General features: G+C 64.4%; 12 protein-coding genes. 6 read left to right on the top strand and 6 right to left on the bottom strand.

From position 1 onward, the window contains the following. Positions 1 to 87: 87 nt before the first annotated feature. Positions 88 to 1,896, top strand: a complete 1,809-nt coding sequence (locus tag CH293_RS06570; protein ID WP_094719711.1) for an Hsp70 family protein — start codon at positions 88 to 90, stop codon at positions 1,894 to 1,896. Position 1,897: 1 nt separating this feature from the next. Here the strand turns inward: CH293_RS06570 and CH293_RS06565 are convergent, their stop codons facing one another. After that, positions 1,898 to 2,419: an Lrp/AsnC family transcriptional regulator gene (locus tag CH293_RS06565; protein WP_037104341.1), complete on the bottom strand. Its 522-nt coding sequence runs from the start codon at positions 2,417 to 2,419 to the stop codon at positions 1,898 to 1,900. A gap of 99 nt (positions 2,420 to 2,518) precedes the next feature. Between CH293_RS06565 and ald the strand changes: the two genes are divergently transcribed. Further along, positions 2,519 to 3,601 (top strand): alanine dehydrogenase, encoded by a 1,083-nt coding sequence (gene ald / locus CH293_RS06560; RefSeq protein WP_037104344.1) that lies wholly within the window; start codon positions 2,519 to 2,521, stop codon positions 3,599 to 3,601. A gap of 3 nt (positions 3,602 to 3,604) precedes the next feature. On the opposite strand, the gene CH293_RS06555 is transcribed toward ald, so the two are convergent. Beyond that, positions 3,605 to 4,888, bottom strand: a complete 1,284-nt coding sequence (locus tag CH293_RS06555; protein WP_094719709.1) for a YibE/F family protein — start codon at positions 4,886 to 4,888, stop codon at positions 3,605 to 3,607. A 293-nt stretch (positions 4,889 to 5,181) separates the two neighbouring features. Continuing rightward, a complete protein-coding gene (locus tag CH293_RS06550; protein WP_037104350.1) occupies positions 5,182 to 6,432 on the bottom strand; it encodes a pyridoxal phosphate-dependent aminotransferase in 1,251 nt (416 codons plus the stop codon). 76 nt (positions 6,433 to 6,508) lie between these two features. On the opposite strand from CH293_RS06550, the gene CH293_RS06545 reads away from it, so the two are divergent. Next, positions 6,509 to 7,216, top strand: a complete 708-nt coding sequence (locus CH293_RS06545; RefSeq protein ID WP_037104353.1) for an SOS response-associated peptidase — start codon at positions 6,509 to 6,511, stop codon at positions 7,214 to 7,216. On the opposite strand, the gene CH293_RS06540 is transcribed toward CH293_RS06545, so the two are convergent. Further along, positions 7,213 to 7,440 (bottom strand): DUF3263 domain-containing protein, encoded by a 228-nt coding sequence (locus CH293_RS06540; protein WP_037104356.1) that lies wholly within the window; start codon positions 7,438 to 7,440, stop codon positions 7,213 to 7,215. The genes CH293_RS06545 and CH293_RS06540 overlap by 4 nt on opposite strands. Positions 7,441 to 7,553: 113 nt before the next feature. On the opposite strand from CH293_RS06540, the gene CH293_RS06535 reads away from it, so the two are divergent. After that, positions 7,554 to 9,464, top strand: a complete 1,911-nt coding sequence (locus CH293_RS06535) for a prolyl oligopeptidase family serine peptidase (protein ID WP_094719708.1) — start codon at positions 7,554 to 7,556, stop codon at positions 9,462 to 9,464. Positions 9,465 to 9,563: 99 nt separating this feature from the next. Here the strand turns inward: CH293_RS06535 and CH293_RS06530 are convergent, their stop codons facing one another. Both CH293_RS06530 and CH293_RS06525 read right to left on the bottom strand, forming a co-directional pair. After that, positions 9,564 to 10,502, bottom strand: a complete 939-nt coding sequence (locus tag CH293_RS06530; RefSeq protein WP_037104362.1) for a hypothetical protein — start codon at positions 10,500 to 10,502, stop codon at positions 9,564 to 9,566. Positions 10,503 to 10,713: 211 nt separating this feature from the next. Continuing rightward, complete coding sequence (locus CH293_RS06525; protein ID WP_094719707.1) at positions 10,714 to 14,253, bottom strand: (Fe-S)-binding protein; 3,540 nt, start codon at positions 14,251 to 14,253, stop codon at positions 10,714 to 10,716. A 538-nt stretch (positions 14,254 to 14,791) separates the two neighbouring features. Here CH293_RS06525 and CH293_RS06520 point away from each other — a divergent pair. Continuing rightward, positions 14,792 to 15,466 carry a hypothetical protein gene (locus tag CH293_RS06520; RefSeq protein ID WP_094719706.1) on the top strand — a complete coding sequence of 225 codons (675 nt, stop codon included), beginning with the start codon at positions 14,792 to 14,794 and terminating at the stop codon, positions 15,464 to 15,466. A gap of 387 nt (positions 15,467 to 15,853) precedes the next feature. Next, positions 15,854 to 16,906 carry a GNAT family N-acetyltransferase gene (locus CH293_RS06515; RefSeq protein WP_141217145.1) on the top strand — a complete coding sequence of 351 codons (1,053 nt, stop codon included), beginning with the start codon at positions 15,854 to 15,856 and terminating at the stop codon, positions 16,904 to 16,906. The last annotated feature ends 43 nt before the right edge of the window (positions 16,907 to 16,949 follow it).

Here is a 16,949-nt window from a genome sequence, read left to right as displayed (position 1 = left end):
GCCGCACCGGCTCTTCGCAACCGGTAGCGTGGCGCTTCGAGGACGATCCCTTCTCGTCCGACCGTGCATTTCGAAACGAGGCAGTCGATGACCGTGTTGCTGGGGGTGTCCATGGGCGCCCATGCCGTCCGTATGGCCCTGCCCCGGAACGGCACAGCCGTCCTGCCGCCCCGCGTTCTCGAAGCTCCGCAGCAACTGTTCTTCCGCAACCAGGTGATCGACACCGTCGACGACGACGTCGAATACCTTGCTGCCGAGTCCATCAGTGCTGTCGCCGCGGAGTCCGAACCGTCGATGTCCACCGGTGTCGCCTACCGCGACGAGCATCAGGCCGACACGTTGGTTCGCGCTCTCGACAATCAGCACCTGCACAACTACCGCCTGGTGCACGAAGTGGAAGCAGTCGTCGAATACCTGGTGGCCAGTGGCGAGGCAGCCGGATTCTCCTCGGTGGCGCTGTACGACCTCGGAAGTTCGGGACTGAACGTCAGCGTCGTGGACCTGGACTCTCGTCGGGTCGTCACGACACGTCGCACCACCGAGTTCAGTGGAGACCGATTCGACGAGATTCTCCGGGACAACCAACTGCAGCGGCTTCACAAACCGCTTGATGCACCGGACATCGACCTGTTCACCCGACGCTGCCGCGTCGCGAAGGAACGCCTGTCCGGCAACGACGCCGTGTGCCTGCCGGACGAGAGCGGAATGATCCTGCTCTCACGGGACAGCTACGAGACTCTGATCACCGACGAGGTCGATCGATCCATCGAGTTCGCGCGCGACGTGCTCATCGCCGCGCACGTACCCATCGACGCCGTGGTTCTCGTCGGCGGCGGGTCTCGTATCCCGCTCGTTCGGAAGCGGGTGGGCCCATCGCTCGACCTTCCCGCGCTCACACCCAACGAGCCGGAATCGGTCGCCGCCCGCGGCGCAGCGCTCTCGGCAAGGCCTGCGGAGGGTCAGGGTGCGAAGGGTCAGGGTGCGAAGGGACAGGGTGCGAAGGGTCACGTTGCAGCGCCCTCGCGTCCCAGTGCCTCCGGCTCGCCGAACGGTCGCCCGGTACCCGCGCGTCCTGCAGCGTTCGCCGCACCCGCCGCGCCCCGCCCGACCGACGCAACCCCGACGATCTCGATTTCCCGCGACGACCTTCCCGCCGACCTGCCGCCTCTGGTGAGCGCAGCGGCCCTGTCCGCTGCCGCGACTCCCAGTCGTGCGACGTCCCCGCCTCACACGCCCCCGCCTCTCACGCCCCCGCCTTTCACGACGCCGCCGGTACCTCCCATCGAACCGGCGCCGCCCACGGGACCGGCGCCGAAAGAGCCGTCGAGTTCGGTATCCCAGCGTTCGGTATCCGAGCGTCCGGTGTCCGAGCAGCCAGCGTCCGAGCAGCCGGTGGCCCATTTCGCGTTGAAGAACGTCTACTGGCTCGATGCAGCCTACGAGGACGACGATGGCGAGGACGAGTCCGAGCGGACCCGTCGTCGAGTCCGCTCCTGGTCCGTCGTCGGGGTCGCCGCGGCAGCGGTGATTGCCTTGTCCGGGTTTCTTCTGACCAGGCCGAGCAGTGAGCCGGCTGTGGTCGACACTGCGGTGACTCAGGTGCCCAGTGCTGCGGCGACGACACCGCCGTCGGCGGCCCCGAGCACACCCGTCGCGCCGGTCGCCCCACCGCCGCCGGTCACGACCACCACGGAAGCGCCTGCGCCGACCGAGGCCACCGTCGCCCCGCAGCAGCCGCAGAGCGTCGAAACTCAGGTGACGGAGACCCAGCAAGAGCCGCCGCCTGCTGCGACGCAGCAGGTGCCCGAACCTGCGCCCGCCCCGCCGCCGCTGATTCCTGGGTTGCCGGACTTCACGTTGCCGACCATTCCGCCGCTGTTCCCGCCTGCGCCGTAGATCAGCGGGACGGGCTGTTGCGGGGCCTGACGTGTTCGAAGATCAGAATCGTCTCCGTCGCGGCGACGGCCGGGTGCGCGCTGAGGTTGTCGACGACGAAATCGCGTAGTGCAGCGGTGTCCACCGTGGCGATCTGAACGAGGAAGTCATCCGCTCCTGCGATGAAGTAGATGTTGAGCACCTCTTCGAGCGCCGCGATCTGGCTCCCGAACTGGCTGATTCGCTTGCGTGCATCGGCCTGCAGTCGCACCGAGATCATCGCTTGAATGCCCTGCCCCAATGCCTCGGGGTCGATCTCGGCGTGAAACCCGCGGATGACCCCGCGTTCGACGAGCGACCTCACTCGGCTGAGTGCGGTCGACGGGGCGATCCCGGCGGCCGCAGCCAGGGCGTTGTTGGGGATGCGGGCGTCACGGCGCAGTTCGTCGATCAGGATGTGGTCGATGTCGTCGAGTCGGACGTGCCGAACATCGTTCGATGGGCGACCCTTCGTGGGGCGTCCTGCGGAATTTTCCGAAGACATGATGCGATTGTACAGAATTATGTTCACATCGGTTGTGGCTTCACCGCTGATAATTCAGTGTTGGCGTACCAGCTCATCCATCCGGCATAGGAGCACGTCATGAAAATCGGAATTCCACGCGAGATCAAGAACCACGAGTACCGGGTGGCCATCACTCCGGCCGGCGTTCACGAATTGGTCTCGCGCGGACACGAAGTCATCATCGAAACCGAAGCCGGAGCAGGATCGTCGCTGCGCGACACCGACTTCAAAGCGGCGGGCGCTCAGATCTTCACTTCCGCGGACGAGGTCTGGGACGCTGCGGATCTACTGCTGAAGGTGAAAGAGCCGATCGCCGAGGAGTATCACCGGCTGCGCTCGGGCCAGGTGCTGTTCACGTACCTCCACCTCGCGGCGTCGAAGGAGTGCACGGACGCGTTGCTGGCGTCGGGAACCACGTCGATCGCCTACGAGACCGTCACCGCTCCGGACGGAACGCTGCCCCTGCTCGCGCCGATGAGCGAGGTCGCCGGTCGACTCGCACCGCAGGCCGGGGCATATCACATGATGGCCAGCGGAGGTGGGCGCGGAGTTCTGATGGGCGGAGTCCCCGGAGTGCGCCCCGCCAACGTCGTCGTGATCGGAGCCGGTGTGTCCGGCCGTAACGCAGTGGCCATCGCTCACGGCATGCACGCCGACGTCACCGTGCTGGACCTGAACGTCAAGGCGCTCAGAGCAATCGACGACCACTACAAGGGCGCCGTGAAAACGGTGGTGTCCAACGCACTCGAGCTCGAGCACGCTGTTCTCGATGCGGACATGGTGATCGGCGCCGTGCTGGTTCCCGGCGCGAAGGCTCCGAAGCTCGTCTCCAACAGTCTGGTACAGCGCATGAAGCCGGGCTCGGTTCTCGTCGACATCGCAATCGATCAGGGAGGTTGCTTCGCGGACTCGCGTCCCACGACGCACGCCGATCCGACGTATCGTGTTCACGAATCGGTGTTCTACTGCGTCGCGAACATGCCGGGCGCCGTCCCGCGCACCTCCACCTACGCGTTGACCAACGCGACTCTGCCGTACGTGATCTCACTGGCGGACAAGGGATGGGAAGCCGCCGTAGCCCAGGATTCCGGACTGAAAGCAGGGTTGAGCACCCACGCAGGCGAACTGCTGTCCGAGACCGTCGCCGCAGCATTTGCCTGACACTCAGCGTGAATGGCGACCGGACTTCTTCGGTGCCGCCCGCTTCGGTCCGGACACTCCGCCCGGGCGAGCGAGCAGTGCGGCGATGCCCGTCGTCAACGGAACGGACAGGGCAAGGGCGACGCCACCGACGGACGACCGCACGATCTCGATCGCCACGGCGTCACCCGTCAGCACGTCCTGGATGGACCGGCCCGCCACGCTGAACAACAACAGCAACGGCAGCGCCCCACCGGCGTACGCGAGCACGAGGGTGTACACCGTGCTCGCGATGTGGTCGCGGCCGACGCGCATCGCCGACGAGAAGATCTGCCGTCGGGTGGCGGTGGCGTCGGCGGACGCGATCTCGAACGCCGCCGACGCCTGCGTGATGGTCACGTCGTTCAGCACACCGAGCGATCCGATGATGAAGCCGGCGAGCAGCAGTCCGGTGATGCTCACCTGCTGGATGTAGGCCTGGACGTCGGTGTTCTGTTCCTCCGACAGACCCGTCAGATGAGTCATTCGGATCGCGACGTAGGACAACACCGCAGCGAGTGCCATCGAGGTCAATGTCCCGAGCAGTGCAGAGCTCGTGCGTAGGTTCACTCCGTGCGCCAGATACAGCACCGCGTACAGGATGATCGACCCCGCCACCAGTGCAACAGGAATCGCCGGGGCGCCGTCGAGCAACGCAGGCAACATGAAACCGACTAGAACGGCGAAGGCGATGATCAAGCCGATCAACGCACGGAAACCGCGCCACCGGGCCACGACGCAGATGACGACCGCGAAGACGCCGACGATGATCGACAGCGGCAGCCCGCGCGCGAAGTCGTTGAACGAATACTGCGTCGTTCCGTTCGGATCGGTCTGCCGCACCAGTCGCACGCTCTCACCGGTACGGATATCGGGTTGGCCTGGACCGGGCACGATCTCGATGAGAGTTCGTGTGCCCGCGTTCGGCCCCGAATCGATCGTCACGATGCTGCGCTGGCATTCGTAGCCGGCACCGATCGGCGGCGTCGGATTACCGGTGAAGACGCGTCCGGCGGAACCGCTGCCGCAGGCGCCGATGTCCTGGGACACGACCGTCCCGGCCTCGGTGTTCACGGCCCCGCCACCGGAGGTCTGGAACGGAAGCGGGATCTCGACGCTCTGTTTGCTCGGCCAGAGCAGCACTGCTCCGGCGACGACAGCGAGACCGATGGCCAACAGCAGGCCGATCACTATCCGGGCGGCGACGGGTCCGAGCGGAGCCGGCTCGTTGCTGTGACCGTGACCGTGTCCGTGCCCGTGTGAATCCACGGTGCAAGGCTAGTGCGTGACGGCGCGTCGGACCCAGCGCGACGCGGGGGTCGGGAGGTTTGGGAGCTCGGTGGCGGGGAGCAGGGGGGGCGTCCCCCGCCACCTTCCTGATCGCCCCGGGGGGGTGGGGTACGACCAGTGCTCGGGCACACTAGGTGCCGACCGCCAATCTACAGAAACTTGTGTCCGTGTGTAGAGCAGCGGGGATGTTTTTTGCGTCACTTTTCAATCACTTTCCCTACTTTCCCGTCAGGTGACGGGGCGGGTCGAAGTGAAAAAGCGAGACAACCGCTCTACTGCTTGTACGACGCCAGGAAGTTCCCGAACCTCTCGATGGCGACGGACAGGTCGCGAGCCCACGGCAACGTCACGATTCGGAGATGGTCGTGCCCCGGCCAGTTGAAGCCGGTGCCCTGGACGACGAGGATCTTCTCCTGCAGCAACAGATCCTGCACGAGCTTCTCGTCGTCGTGGATCTCGTGCACCTCGGGGTCGAGACGCGGGAACGCATACAGCGCGCCGCGGGGCTTCACACACGAGACGCCGTCGATGGCGTTGAGTTTCTCCCACGCGACATCGCGCTGCTCGAGCAAGCGGCCACCGGGCAGGATCAGATCCTCGATGCTCTGATGGCCACCCAGCGCTACCTGAATTGCGTGCTGCGCAGGCACGTTCGGGCACAGGCGAGTCGACGCCAGCAGGTCGATGCCCTCGATGAAGCCGGCTGCGTGTTCCTTCGGACCGGTGATCGCGAGCCAACCGGAGCGGTAGCCCGCGACGCGATACGCCTTGGACAACCCGTTGTAGGTCAGGCAGAGCAGGTCGGGAGCCAGGCTCGCCAACGAGGTGTGCTCGGCATCGTCGTACAGGATCCGGTCGTAGATCTCGTCGGCCAGCAACAGCAGCTGGTACTTGCGGGCGAGGTCGACGATGCCCTTCAGGACCTCCTTCGAGTAGACCGCGCCCGTCGGGTTGTTGGGGTTGATCACCAACAGTGCGACGGTCTTCGGGGTGATCTTCGATTCGATGTCCGCGAGGTCGGGGTTCCACCCGTTCTCCTCGTCGCACAGATAGTGCACGGCCTTGCCGCCCGACAGCGTGGTCATCGCCGTCCACAGTGGGTAGTCCGGCGCCGGAATCAGCACCTCGTCCCCGTCGTCGAGCAGGGCCTGCATCGTCATGGTGATCAGCTCGGATACGCCGTTGCCCAGATAGATGTCGTCGACGTCGACCTCGGGGAAGCCTGGCTCCAGCTCGTACCGGGTGACGATGGCACGGCGAGCGGACAGGATGCCCTTCGATTCCGAGTAACCCTGGGCGTAGGGGAGCGCGGCAATCATGTCGCGAACGATCACGTCGGGCGCCTCGAAACCGAACGGCGCGGGGTTGCCGATGTTCAGCTTGAGGATGCGGTGCCCTTCCGCTTCCAGCCGCGCCGCGTGGGCGTGTACCGGCCCACGGATCTCGTACAGCACGTTCTGCAGCTTCGTGGACTGTTGCAGTGTGCGATGGCGCGTCGGGTGGATCGTCTGCGGATGGCTCACGCCCCTTATCGTGCCAGGTGAGGTTCTCTCACCGCGAGCGGATTACTTGTCGGTAATCGGTGCAACAATCGACGGCATGTGTGGACGGTATGCCAGCACCCAGAGCGACAGCGATCTCCGTGCGGTGTTCGACATCGCAGAATCGGTGGGCGAGGAGCTTCCCCCGTCCTACAACGTCGCGCCGACGCAGACCGTGCGTACGGTGCTGGAACGCATCCCCAAGGACGAGCCGGAGTCCGACGCCGTACGTCAGCTCCGGTCGGTGCGGTGGGGCCTGATTCCTTCGTGGTCCAAGGACGCCAAGATCGGCAGCCGGATGATCAACGCGCGCTCGGAGACCATCACCGAGAAGCCGTCGTTCAAGAAAGCTGCGTCGAAGCGTCGGTGCATCGTCCCTGCCGACGGTTACTACGAGTGGGAGAAGCGCGACGGAGCGAAGGTGCCGTACTTCCTGCATGCAGAAGGTGTCCTGGCCATGGCCGGTCTGTACGAGCTGTGGCGTGACCCCACGAAGTCCGACGACGACGAGGATCGCTGGGTATGGTCCGTCACCGTGCTGACGGCGCCTGCAGCCGATGCGCTCGGGCACATCCACGATCGTTCGCCGGTGGTCATCCCGGAGAACCTTCGTGACGACTGGCTCAACCCGTCCATCACGAAGTTGGAATCGGTGCAGGACATGCTGGCCACCATTCCCGAGCCCCGGTTGCTCCCCTACGAGGTAGGAACGGCAGTCAACAGTGTGCGCAACAACAGCCCCGAGCTGTTGAATCCGGTCGCTTAACGTAGCCGCCGTGCGCAGACGGCTCGCATCCTCTCGCGGGTCTCGTCGTCCACGGTCTTGCCTGCCGGTCCGTCGAGCAGGGCGCTGAGGCGGGTGAAGTAGGACTGCGCTGCAAGGCCGAAGTGGACATAGATGTCCTCGTCGCTGCCTCCGCCGTAGCCGTACCAGGATCGGCCGAATGCCAGGATTGCGTCGTCGACGCTGTTCGATGTCGTGTTGCGCACGGTTCCCCCTTAGGTCGAGACTTCATTCTGTCCAGCGCATTTATCCGGGGGATGAACGCAACGTAACGACCGCAGCTCGCACGTGGCTTGTCCGCTTGCCTACGCTGGTTCGCATGACTGCGACCTCGTTGCCCTTCGGTTCCTGGCCGTCTCCGATTTCCGCTGCGGATCTGTCCGCGAGCGGCCATCCGGTAGAGGGCGGACGCTTCGTCGGCGACGAGATCCGGTGGGCCGAGATGCGGCCGACGGAGGGTGGCAGGACGACGGTGTGTCGGCACCTGAACGGACAAGTCGAGACCTTGATACCGGAGCCGTACAACGTGCGCACCCGTGTCCACGAATACGGGGGCGGAGCATGGACCACCGTGCCCGACGGGCGAATCGTGTTCTCCGAGTTCTCCGATCAGCGCGTCTACGTCACCCGTCCCGGCGAGACTCCGGTTCCGCTGACGCCGAAGCCCGAGACCCCGTCGTCGGTGCGCTACGGCGAACTGACGGTGGTCGGCGACGATGTCATCGCTGTCCGTGAGGCGCACGACGGTACGGCAGTCGCCCGCGACATCTGCGCAATTCGGCTCGACGGAACGGGCGTCCGGTCTTTGGTGTCCGGATCTCACTTCCTCGCCTTCCCGCGGCTGTCTCCCGGCGGAAGCAAGTTGGCGTGGATCGCGTGGGATCACCCTCGGATGCCCTGGGATGGAACCGAGTTGCGGGTCCTCGACCTGTCCACAGGTGAGATCACCGTGGTGCTCGGAGGCGAAGAAGAATCCGTTCTGCAGCCCGAGTGGATCGACGAGGACACCCTGTACGTCGTCAGCGACCGAACCGGCTGGTGGAACATCTACCGGGCCGACCTGTCCGGTAATGCCACTGCACTGCATGTCGCGGAAGCCGATTTCGGAGCCCCACTGTGGCAGCTCGGAGCGCGGTGGTACTCGATGTTGGACGACGGAAAGCTGCTGACCGTCCGTACTTTCGGGACGGACACCCTTGCCGTGCTCGACCCCGCGACGGGCAGCCTGCAGGACATCGATCTGCCGGGGCTCACGTCGGTGACGCTCGGCGCGCGCAACGGAACATCGGTCTTGCTCAAAGCCGGTGGCGCCCACAGCCCCAGCGGGCTGAGACTGCTCGACCTCGAATCCGGCGACACGACGCTGGTGCGTTCCGGACTCGAAACCGTACCCGACGCCGACTACCTCCCCCACGGTGAGCCGGTCACGTTCCAGGGGCCCGAACGCGAAGTTCACGCCATCGCCTACGCGCCACGCAATCCGGAGTACACCGGGCTTGACGGCGAATTGCCACCCTATGTGGCATTCGTCCACGGTGGCCCGACAGCGCACGTCGCGCCTGCGTTGAATCCGGTGTTCGCGTACTTCACCAGCCGGGGCATCGGCGTCGTCGACGTCAACTACGGCGGATCGAGCGGATACGGCCGCGAATACCGGAACAGGCTGCGAGGCCAGTGGGGAATCGTCGACGTCGAGGACACCGTCGCCGCTGTCCGCGGCCTCGCCGATGCAGGCCTGGCCGATCCGGCGCGTCTGGCCATCGAGGGCGGTTCGGCCGGCGGCTGGACCGTGCTCGCTGCGCTGACGTCGTCGGATGTCTTTGCCTGTGGTGCATCGTATTACGGAGTCGCCGAGCTGGAGATGTTCGTCGCCGAGACTCACGATTTCGAGTCCCGCTACATCGACGGGCTGATCGGACCGCTCCCGGAGGCGCTCGACCTGTACCGCACGCGCGCACCGGTCAACAACGTGGACGGCTTGTCGTGCCCGGTTCTGTTGCTGCAGGGTCTGGCGGATCCGATCGTTCCACCGTCGCAAGCCGAACGATTCCGGGATGCACTGGTGAAGAAAGGAATTCCACACGCCTACCTGGCCTACGAGGGTGAATCACACGGATTCCGCACACTCGAAACACAGGTGAACGCACGAGAGTCCGAACTGTCCTTCTACGGTCAGGTGCTCGGCTTCACGCCTCCCGGCATTCCTGAACTGGAGCTGTGGCGACCGTGAGCGGTGCTGGCTGGTTCGGGAGCTAGCACCCTTTTTGTGGGGTCAGCACACGTGCTCGGACCTGATTCGGCGTGTCAGGTCGGCAAAAAAGGTGCTAGCTCAGGCGAACAGCAGAGTGGGGCGCGGGGAGTTCCTGGCACGATCGGCAGCCGCACGTATCAGTCGGTCGATGTGCTCCGGTCGGTCGAGATCGGACCAGGTCAGCCGAACCACCTGCGCTCCGCCTGAACGCATCCGATCCTCGCGGACCTTCTCCTTCCAGGCTACGTCCGCCGGTGTTTCGCCCGCGGGTACCAGCCGACCGTATTTGACGAACCCGTCGAACTCGATCACGGTGAAGGTGCCGTCCAGGTAGAAGTCGACGCGGGCGAAGACGCCGTTGCCGTCGGACACTCGAACCTGAAGCCTCGGGGTGTAGCCGAGCTGGTGCAGCACCACCCGGCACCGAGATTCGCCGACGCTCTCGGACTTCCCGTTCATGAACTCCGCTACCCGACGAGCCTGTCGATTGTTCGGATGATGGGCGCATGCGTCGAGCGCCGCGACAACCTGTTCCGGAGTCAGATTCTTCGTTCTGGCAGCGAGATCGGCGATGCAGACGGCGTCTGCGAACGACAGCAATCGCGCCACGTCGGCAATGGTGCGAGGTAAGGCGGTCACCCGAACGCCATCGACGACGGCCACGTCAGAGGTGGAGTACGACGCTCCGTGCACGATGCGATAACCGTTGCGTCGGCCGCCGCCGGCTCTGTTCCGCGTGATGTGCACGTGCCGTAGGTCCGACGCGTTCACATCGAGACCGTGGAAGACCGCAGCCGTCGTATGGCTGAGTATCGCATCGTCAGCAGTAGCGGCGTCGAATACTGCTTCAGCGACTACGCGGTGCTTCTCGGCGGGCACGAGCGCATCGAAGTCGCTTCTGCTGACGAACCTTCCAGGCCGAAGTCGTCGCCAGGCCTTTGTACGGCAGAAGCGCTGCAATTCAGCGTCGGACACCCCGCGAGTCAAGGCATCGGATCTGGAAACGATTCGCGTCATGACCGAATCGTGGCAACCGCTCCGGGGCGGAACAAGAGCGATTTCAGAAATGTGGACAAAGAATGGGGCTGTGGATAACTCGGGCCTTCGCGTGCACATTCGCGGAGTGTCGAGGGCGGAGTGTGCTAACGGACCTAACACCCCTACTGACGACTCCGCACGCCTGCTCTGAGGCGAACAGGCGTGCGGAGTCGGTAAAAAGGGTGTCAGGTTACTTCTTGCGTCCCGGAACCTTGGTGCCCGGACGGAACCCGAGTCCACCCGGCTTCGCCGGAGGAGGCGTCCTGGTGTCCCCGTTGGATTCCGTGCCGTTGCTCGACGCCTCGGCCGTAGTCGCTTCGGCCGTAGTCGCTTCGGCCTCGGCAGCGTTGTCGGACGCTTCGGCTGGTGCCTCGGGTTCGGTCGATTCGGATGCCGGGGTTTCAGCAGGTGACTCGGCTGGTGCGGGTGCCGCAGTCTTGCCCGGTGTGCGTGCGCCCGGCTTCTTGAATCCGGACTTCACGGCCAGACCCTTGGGCGCGACCGTCGGCTTGGACTCCTCGACCGGTGCGGAACTGTCGACGTCCGTGTCCCGAGGTTCCGTGTTCCGAGTCTCCGGTACCGACGTCTCCGGTGCCGACGTCTCCGACGCGGATGCTTCGGGTTCAGCCGGCGTTTCGGTTGCGGTGTCCGAGGCTGCAGCAGCTTTACCGGGCGCCTTTGCGCCTGGCTTCTTGAAGCCCGACTTCACGGCCAGACCCTTGGGCTTGACCGTCGGCAACGACTCCGACGACGCAGCAGGTGCCGCCGACTCGGATGCCGCCGATTCAGTAGCTTCTGCTGCCGGCTCGGACGGTGCAGTCGCCTCGGACGGTGCTGCAGGCTTACCCGGTGCCTTGGCACCTGGCTTCTTGAATCCGGACTTCACCGCGAGGCCCTTGGGCTGAACGGTCGGCTTGGACTCGGCAGTCTCCGCTGGAGCGGCGACCGTCGTGTCCGACGCTTCAGGCTCCGTTACGCTTTCAGGCTCCGCTACGTTTTCGGAATCAGTTGCCTCGGCGGGCTTGCCCGGTGCTTTCGCGCCCGGTTTCTTGAAGCCGGACTTGACCGCGAGTCCCTTGGGCTTGACCGTCGGCGTCGACTCGGATGCTTCGGCGGGTGCCGCTGCAGTGTCGTCCGTGTCGGCGGGCGCGGGGGCTGCTGCCTTCGCTCCCGGCGCCTTGCCCTTGATCGCGAGGCCCTTGCCGCCCGGCTTCGCGCCTCCGGCAATTCCGAGCCCCTTGGGCTTGGCGGGAGCATCGGTGCTCGCCTGAGGTGCCTCGGTGGCGTCGGGCTTGGCGTTTCCTGGTGCTTTTGCTCCGGGTGCCTTCGCGAGACCCTTCATCTTCAAGCCGCCGGCCTTGGGAGCCGGAGCAGCAGGGGCGGACTTGGCCTCTGCAGGCTCTTCGACGGGTTCGATCCGCTCGGCTTCCTCGACCTCGGCGGCTTCCTCGGACTCCAGCTTCTCCTCTGGAGTGAGCTCACGCGGGATCACCTTGATGTTCTCGCTGAGAACGGACGACTCGACGCGAGTGATCGACTCGAGCATCAGCTGCGCGACGTCGACGACCTCGACGCCCTCGTGAGCGCCGCCTTCCTGACGTGCAGTGACGCCGTCGGTGAGCATGACGCGACAGAACGGGCAACCCGTTGCGATCTTCTGTGCTGGTGCCCCGCTCCCACCCAAGGTCTCCAGTGCTTCGTCGACCCGGTCGATGTTGATGCGCTTGCCGATGTTCTCTTCCATCCACATGCGTGCGCCACCGGCACCACAGCACATTGACCGCTCACCGTGACGCGGCATTTCCTTCAGGTTCGAACCCGACGCAGCCATGAGCTCGCGGGGAGCGTCGTAGACCTTATTGTGACGACCCAGGTAGCAAGGGTCGTGGTACGTGATGTCCTGGCTGACGGACGCCACTGGGATGAGCTTCTTCTGCCGCACGAGACGGTTGAGGAGCTGCGTGTGGTGCACCACCTCGTAATCACCGCCGACCTGCGGGTACTCGTTGCCGAGCGCGTTGAAGCAGTGCGCACAGGTGACGACGATCTTGCGCTTCTTCTGCTCGACACCCTCGAACACGCTGTTGAGCGTCTCGATGTTCTGCATTGCGAGCTGCTGGAACAGGAACTCGTTGCCGGCGCGACGAGCGGAGTCGCCCGTGCAGGTCTCGTCCGCTCCGAGCACCATGAACTTCACGCCTGCGGTGGCCAGCAGCTCCGCGACGGCCTTGGTGGTCTTCTTCGCGCGGTCCTCGTAGGCGCCTGCGCAGCCGACCCAGAAGAGGTACTCGTAGTCACGGAAGGAATCTGCGTCCTGGCCGAACACCGGGATGTCGAAGTCCATCTCGTTGATCCAGTTGAGACGGTCCTTGGAGTTCTGGCCCCAGGGGTTGCCCTTGTTCTCGAGGTTCTTGAACAGGCCTGCCAACTCGGACGGGAACTCCGACTCGATCAGGACCTGGTAGCGACGCATGTCGATGATGTGGTCGACGTGCTCGATGTCCACGGGGCACTGTTCGACGCAGGCTCCACACGTGGTGCAGCTCCACAGAACCTCGGGATCGATGATGCCGCCCTCGATGGCGTCGGCGACGAGCTTGCGATCCGCTTCGTCACGAGCCGACTGCGGGATCTTGTCCAGCTTCGCCTGATCGGGATTGCCGTCGGCGTCGACGAGACCGACCTCGTCACCGGCCATGTCCTTCTTGCCGCCGGCGAGGAGGTACGGAGCCTTCTCGTTTCCGTGATCGCGGAGCGACATGATGAGCAGCTTCGGCGACAGTGGCTTGCCGGTGTTCCAGGCGGGGCACTGCGACTGGCAGCGACCGCACTCGGTGCACGTGGTGAAGTCGAGCCAGCCCTTCCACGTGAAGTCCTCGATCTTGCCCGCGCCGAATGCGTCGACGTCGGGGTCGGCGTCCTCCATCACCAGGACCTTGCCGCCGGACATCATGGGCTTGGCGGCACCGAGTGCGACGCCGCCGTCGGCCTCACGCTTGAAGTAGATGTTGGGGAATGCCGTGAAGCGGTGCCACGCGACGCCCCAGTTGATGTTGCGGCCGACGATCAGAAGCCAGATCATGCCGGTCATCAATTTGACGAAGGCGAAGACGGACACCATCTCGGGGCTTGCGGGCAGTAGCTTGGCGACCTGCATCGTGAAGAAGTCCGAGTAGGCGTTCGCGTGCCCGTAGGTGGCGATCTTGCCGGCCTTGACGAGGATCATGCCGAGACCCTCGAGCAGAACGATGCCCTCGATGACGTACGCGACCTTCATGCGCGAACCGCTGAAGCGCGACTGACGCTCGGGCTTGCGCGGATGGTTGAGCTGACGGATCACGATGAGGGTGACGATGCCGACGACGGTGCCGATGCCGAGTAGCTCGTCCCACAGATGCCAGGCGAACGTGTTGCCGAAGAGAGGCCAGTGGAACTCGGGGTTGAACGTCTGGCCGTATGCCTCGAACCAGAGCAGGAAGCCGCCGAGGAAGCCGACCATGACGAGCCAGTGAGCCCATCCGACCGTTCTGAACTTCGTCATGCGCGTGTGGGCGATGAACTCGATCATCATCTGCTTGAAACGCGGGATGAACGGGCGCAAGCGGGTTTTGTCCGGCTGGCCTTGTGCGATGGCGGCGACCATCTTCCAGATTCCTCGGAAGAAGTAGGCCCAACAGACAAGGCTGAGGAGGAATCCGACCGTGCCCAACGTGATCGTCAGGGCGTTCATGAAGCGGCCTTTCGTTCAGTGGTAGCGGGGCTGTGCTACCTCGGGTCAGCCCGATCAGCCTAAGAGTAGCGGCGCTACCCGCTGGTAACAAGTTTATTGTTACTGGCCGGTAACTTAGGTGCGGCTTAGATGCGGCTGCAGGTAGCCGCGGGTTTTCGCCCACCGGCCGACGGGCTGAACCGGTCAGTAGGGCGTGTTCTGTAGGTCACGTTATGCCTAGCGAATCAAGGGGGCGCAGAGAAGGCGGTCCTAAGTACCCCGTCGAGGTGCCCCGAAAATTGGGGGCAAGAAGATTCGAATTGGCTGAATTGCCCTGTTTTCACTGGTCTCACCGCTTTTGGGCCGGCGCTTTGTGACGGGTGATAACCAATGGGACTCGCACAGGCGCCAAGAGGATAACGTTCGGTCGGACTTGTGGGATATGCTGCTGCGCGCACCGACTTACTCGCGGATTCAGTCTGGGGTGTATCTGCGTCTGACGGGCTACCTCTGTTCGGTACTGCCAGGCTCGATTGCATAGAAACGGAACAATCTCCACATGAAACTCAGCAAACTGGTCGTTTCGGCAGCGTTCGTCGCTGCCGCAATGGGTCTTGCCAGCGGCACTGCCTATGCACAGCCGGCAACCGACGCCCCCGCACCGTCGGAAGAGGGCACCGCCGGCGAGAACATCGGCTTCGAGTCCAACCTCGAGGACCGCACGATCGTCACGACGATCGACGCCGGAGTCTTCAAGGTCGCCGACGACGGCAAGACCGTCGACGTTCTCGACTCGACCGACAAGGTCGTCGTCACCCTCCCGCTCTCGTTCAACCTCGGTGGTCTGAACTTCCCGTACGAGCAGAACGTCGACAACGACGGCAAGACTCTGCGCCTCGTTCCGCAGCTGGACCTGACCAAGGCGTCGGCCAACTCCCGCAGCATCGGTGCAACGCCTGTTGCGTCGCCCGAGGAGAACCTCAAGGCTCAGCAGACGTTCTCGTCGCAGCTCGGCCTTGCGACCGCCATCGGTGGCTTCACGGGTACGGCAATCGGCGCGGTCGCTGGCTGCATTCTGTCCGGTCCGGCCTGCCTGGCTGGAATCGTTCCAGGCGCCGGCGTAGGCGGTGTTATCGGCACCATCGTTGCCGGTGGACCCACCCTCGTTGTTGCGGGCATCGACCTGATCAACACGCTGAACGCTCCTCCGGGAACCACCAAGTTCGCCAACTGAGCTTCTGCACGAACGTAAAGAGCCCGTCACCTGTACTCAGGTGGCGGGCTCTTTCGTATGCACGCTCAATCAGATGAAGACTCCGGGCGAAGTCAGTTTGATCGTTTCGGCTGCGATGGTGAATGCGTAACCGAGGAGATCAAGGCCGACGCCGAGAATGCCGAGCATGAGGGGCCTTTCGTTGAAGGGGCGAATGTCTGTCGGTACTGGTGTACCGAATTTCCGGGTCGATCATACGATGCGTTGTCCCCTCGCGAGAGGTGTCGACGGCCGCGTCGGAGGCGTCGATCCGTGTCATGCGAACGGATGTAGTTTGTAGCTCCCTTTACGAACTCTTGGTACTTTGGAGTGGTGGAAACAGGCACTGCGACGGTTACGGTAGAAATCTTGTCGAGTGCCGAGTCGGTTGTCGACGACTGGGAGGATCTGGCGTCCAGGTCCGGCACCGTGTTCTCGTCCCGGCCAGGCTTCGTGCTCAACGTCGCGGGAGCGCTGCGGCTGAACGTCAGGTTCGTCGTTGTGCGTCGCGGGTGCCGTGTGGTCGCTCTTGCGCCGCTGAACACGGTCAGGCGTGGACCGTTCGTCTTGGCGAAGATCATCGGCAGCACGTTGGGGGTTCCCCTCGAGTTTCTCAGCGACGACGACGACGCCTCGGACGTTCTCCTCGGTGCAATTGCCGATCGGGGGTGGATGCTGAGCGGTGATTCGATGATCGCCAATGATCCGACGGTGGTGCGGATGGCGCTGCACGGGGCGTGGGACGTCGACGCAGTGGTTCGCGAGAGGGTTCCGGTCGTGGTTCTCCGGCACGGTGAGACGGCGTCGAACATTCGGAGTGCCAAATCGTTGAAGAGGCTTCGTCAGTACCGCTCGGAGGTCGAGCGTCGGTCGTCTTTTCGGGTCGAGGAGATCCGAGACATCGTCCATCTCGATGCGCGTTGGAACGACATCGTCACGCTCGCCGCCGAATCGGTCGAGGGGACCGACAAGGTCAATTATCTGGTGGCACCCCACGGAGAGTTCGCGCGAGACTTTCTTCGGAGCGAGGCTCGGGCGGGCAGGCTGTGCATCACGGGGCTCGTGGTCGACGGACGGTGGGTAGCGCACGAGATCGGTGTGCGGACGCACCGCCGGATGGAAGGGTGGCTGACCCACTACGACTCCTCGATCGGCAAGCTTCAGCCGGGACATCAGCTGATCGAGTGGTTCGCCGATGCGCACGACAGACTGGGCGTCGCCGAGCTGGATCAAGGCGTCGGAGTCAACAAGATCAAGAGCGTGTGGGCCAACGCGGGGTACGACGTACTACGGGTGACAGCAGTTCCGAGGGCCTGGTGGCTCTCTGGGTGCATGAAGGCGGCTCTCCGTACGCTTCCGTCGATCCTGGCTCGAACCCGCTCGACGCTGCACAGAGCGGCCGAGCGGGCCGGAGCTCGTTGATCAGCGCGGCGGCGCCGGCAGGAAATCGATGGCGGTTTGCCAC

The organism is Rhodococcus sp. 14-2470-1b, assembly GCF_002259415.1.
GTDB lineage: Bacteria > Actinomycetota > Actinomycetes > Mycobacteriales > Mycobacteriaceae > Rhodococcoides.
Note: the sequence above shows the minus strand (reverse complement) of the source record. Positions and strands in the feature narration are given on the sequence as shown.